The following is a 3,647-nucleotide window of genomic DNA, read 5'->3' on the forward strand; positions in this document are numbered from 1 at the left end:
ATCGAAACTGGCTTAATTCTCAAATATCTACTAACCAGCCAAAAAGTTCAGCACGTCTTATTGTTAGTACCTGCCAGCGTTCAAAATCAATGGCAACAAGAATTACGCGAAAAATTCAATCTCAATTTCTGGAGCTATAGTCAAGGAGAATTTACAGATCCTCACGGCACAACAATTCCACCTACTAGCAATCCTTGGAATACAACTAATCTCATCCTCGCATCATCTCATCTCATCCGTCGGAGTGACAGAGCAAAAGAATTACTAGCCGCCGAACCTTGGGATTTAGTCATTTTAGATGAAGCCCACCATGCTCGTCGGCGCAGCCCCAACAACGCAAAGATACACCCAATCGACTATTAGAATTACTCCAAAAATTAAAAGAGAGAACACGCTCTCTAATCTTACTTTCTGCTACGCCAATGCAAATAGATCCAGTCGAAATATTCGATCTATTAAACCTACTGAGATTGTCTGGGCATTGGAGTTATAGCGAAAATTTTTGTAATTATTTTGCCACACTCAGCGGAGAAATAGATCGAGATACTTTAAACTTTTGGCAACAGATGTCTACCGATTACTTCAAACGCGGCGGTAAACCTTGCCCTCGATTAAATGCTCACCTAAACCAACAGGATAAATTACTCGCCCATCGCCTCCAAGATACTTGACAAACTGGTAGAAAAAGTATCGATTATAAACAATGTATCCAAGATAAAGAATTTATCGCCGCTTCTCGCCAATATCTCACCACCAATACCCCGCTCAAAGATCTAATGTTCCGACATACCCGCGATACCCTGCGGGAATACTATCTTCATGGTATTCTCGATCGAGACATCCCGACTCGAATTGTCAGTGATAATGCGATCGTACTAGAACCTCTACGAGAAGTAAAACTCTATCAAGTCGTCAGCGATTATGTCCGGCACTTCTATCAACTCGCCCAAAAGGAAAATCGCAAAGCATTGGGCTTCTTGATGACGCTCTACCGCAAACGGCTCACCAGTTCCTTCTACGCTGTCAAAGAATCACTCAAACGTCGATTAGAAGGCATCAGTATTACCCCCGACGATCTCAACGATATCGATGATGCCGATGATAGTATTATTCAAGGCTTGGAATCCTTCTTCGCTCAACCGACAGATCCCAGAGAAATTGCCGAATTAGAAAAAATACTCCGCCAATTTGAGAATACAGGCGAAGATAGTAAACTATCCAATTTTCTCATCATTCTTCGCCAAGAACTCAACCAACGAGAAAGCGCGATCGTCTTTACCCAATATACCGACACGATGGATTATCTCCGCGATAATCTCTATCAAATCTATGGCACTCAGGTAGCTTGCTACTCTGGGCGTGGCGGCGAAATTTATCAAGGAGATAAGTGGGTACAAATATCTAAAGAGAAAATTAAAGCAGCATTTCGCGCAGGTGAAATCAAAGTTTTACTCTGCACCGAATCGGCTTGCGAAGGCTTAAATCTTCAAACCTGTAGCGTACTACTGAATTACGACATGCCGTGGAATCCGCTGCGAGTCGAACAAAGAATCGGGCGGATCGATCGGATCGGACAATTAGCCCCTACAGTGAGGATTCATAACTTTTACGACGATGGCACCGTCGAAGCTAAAGTCTACCGCAAACTCCGCGATCGCATCAATGCCTTCCAATCTGTAGTTGGCAACCTCCAGCCCATCCTCGCCCAAGTCCCCAACTTCATCGAACAAGCCGTCATGAGTGCCGATCCTGCCGAGGAAGGCGTGTTGCTAGCCGAATTCGACAAGATCTTCGACGCACCCCCTTTGCGCCCTGCTGTAGACGATTTAGTCGCAATGGACGTAGTTGCAGATCTAGCTGAAATATCTCAACCCTTACCACCCAGCCCGATTACCTCAGCAGACATCGAACAGTTATTTACCACTTCCACCATTCTCAAATCTCACCAAATTAACTTCGAGTTAATTGGCGAGGGAGTTTGGAACCTATCGATAGACAGCCAAAAATATCGAGTCACCTTCGATCCTACTACAGCCGAAGCGCAAGAAATCAGACTGATGAGTTATGGCGAACCATTATTCGTTGGCATAGCCTACCGGAGGTAATCGCTTACTCAGTATGCTTCAAATCTCTAGCTTGAAGACAACAACTTGTCACGGAGACACTTAATTAGTTTTAATGACAACAATGTGTCGCCGATGACAAACAATCTGTCACTGTACATCTGTTAAAGCATCCACTTGACTCTCTCCATGATGGGCAGTTCTGCTGGCACAACCAGCTCTAGTTACTTTTTCTCAACATAAATTAAAATAACTTTTTTATTCAATAATTTCCTTGCGTCGATCGTATATTTTAAATGTGAGGAGTTTGTGAGTTTGTTGCAATCTAATTTTTATTCAATTTAATAAAATAATGTCTCAAAATCCCTTCAACAGCTAAATGTACGTCTTAAGCTAGAATATTTTTGGCGCTATTTATATATAAAACAATACAAAACTTAGCGTTGTATTTTCTATTTTATTAACACGTTTTTATCTATACCTTTAGAGGGAGTGCTTTGGATATTTAGGTGGTTAACTTGAAGGTATCGATTAATTAAATTTAGAGTTTGATTAATCGATTCAAACCTTACAGGTTGCAACTGATTTTATGAAGAAGCTAATTCTACTGGCACTGGTATGTACGGGATTCGCAGTGACTACGCCCTTTACAGCACAGGCACTAGATTCAGAAAAAATCTCTCAACACTAAAAAGGAGAAATTTATGACCGCTAAAATTCTTGCCTTTGCTGGAAGTGCCCGCAAAGATTCCTTCAATAAAAAGCTAGTAAAAATTGCTGCTGAAGGAGCCAAAGCTGCTGGTGCAGAAGTTACCTATCTAGATTTCCGCGACCTGCCCCTACCACTCTACGATGAAGATCTAGAGACGGCTGAGGGGTTGCCAGAAAATGCTCTCAAGCTCAAGGCAATGATGAAAGCACATCAGGGATTCCTGATTGCCTGCCCAGAATACAACAGTTCAATTACTCCACTCCTAAAAAATGCAATCGATTGGGCATCGCGTCCCGAACCAGGCGAACCATCCTTGGTATGTTTCAAAGACAAGGTTGCCATCTTGATGGGTGCTTCCCCTGGAGCGTTGGGAGGTTTGCGGGGATTGGTTCACGTTCGATCTATTCTTGGCAACATTGGCGTTCTAGTATTGCCAGATCAAAAGGCGATTGGAAATGCTCATCAAGCATTCGATGAGCACGGCCAATTGAAAGATGAATTACAACAGGTAGCGATCGCGCAGCTAGGCAATAAGCTCGTAACCGTGACGAGCTTATTGAACGACTAACTCATCATTGCGAGCCTCAGAATCAGGGGTTTTCAAGGTTTAGCTTAATCAAAAGGAGAGATTCAGATGTCAGAGAAAAATAAAGCAATCTTAGAACAGGGCAACGCAGCTATCGCTGAAGGCAACAATGAAGGACTCTTGTCATGCTGCTCCGACGACACTGAATGGACGTTTGTCGGCGACCAGACCCTTAAAGGCAAAGAAGCCGTTCGCCAATATATGGCAGCGATATACATCGAGCCGCCAAAGTTTACTGTCACTGACTTAATCGCTGAGGGCGATTTCGTCACGGCACTCGGCGACA

The 3,647-nt window shown here is 43.3% G+C and carries 2 protein-coding genes and 1 pseudogene; all 3 read left to right on the forward strand.

Annotation, left to right across the window (positions count from 1 at the left end; all coding sequences use genetic code 11):
- Positions 1-2,105 (forward strand): annotated as a pseudogene (locus RMO52_RS24730) (DEAD/DEAH box helicase); the annotation flags it as partial.
- 662 nt (positions 2,106-2,767) lie between these two features.
- On the forward strand, positions 2,768-3,343 hold the full coding sequence (locus RMO52_RS13315) for an NAD(P)H-dependent oxidoreductase (protein WP_310414942.1): 576 nt from the start codon (positions 2,768-2,770) through the stop codon (positions 3,341-3,343).
- A 66-nt stretch (positions 3,344-3,409) separates the two neighbouring features.
- The coding region (locus RMO52_RS13320; protein ID WP_310414945.1) for a nuclear transport factor 2 family protein at positions 3,410-3,647 on the forward strand (238 nt) is incomplete at its 3' end.

The sequence above is a fragment of the Chamaesiphon sp. OTE_8_metabat_110 genome (assembly GCF_031382685.1).
Lineage (GTDB): Bacteria > Cyanobacteriota > Cyanobacteriia > Cyanobacteriales > Chamaesiphonaceae > Chamaesiphon.

What these genes read in the sequence shown, in the direction of transcription:
- RMO52_RS13315 (WP_310414942.1), top strand. Translation starts at nt 2,768, where the DNA reads ATGACCGCTAAAATTCTTGCCTTTGCTGGAAGTGCCCGCAAAGATTCC.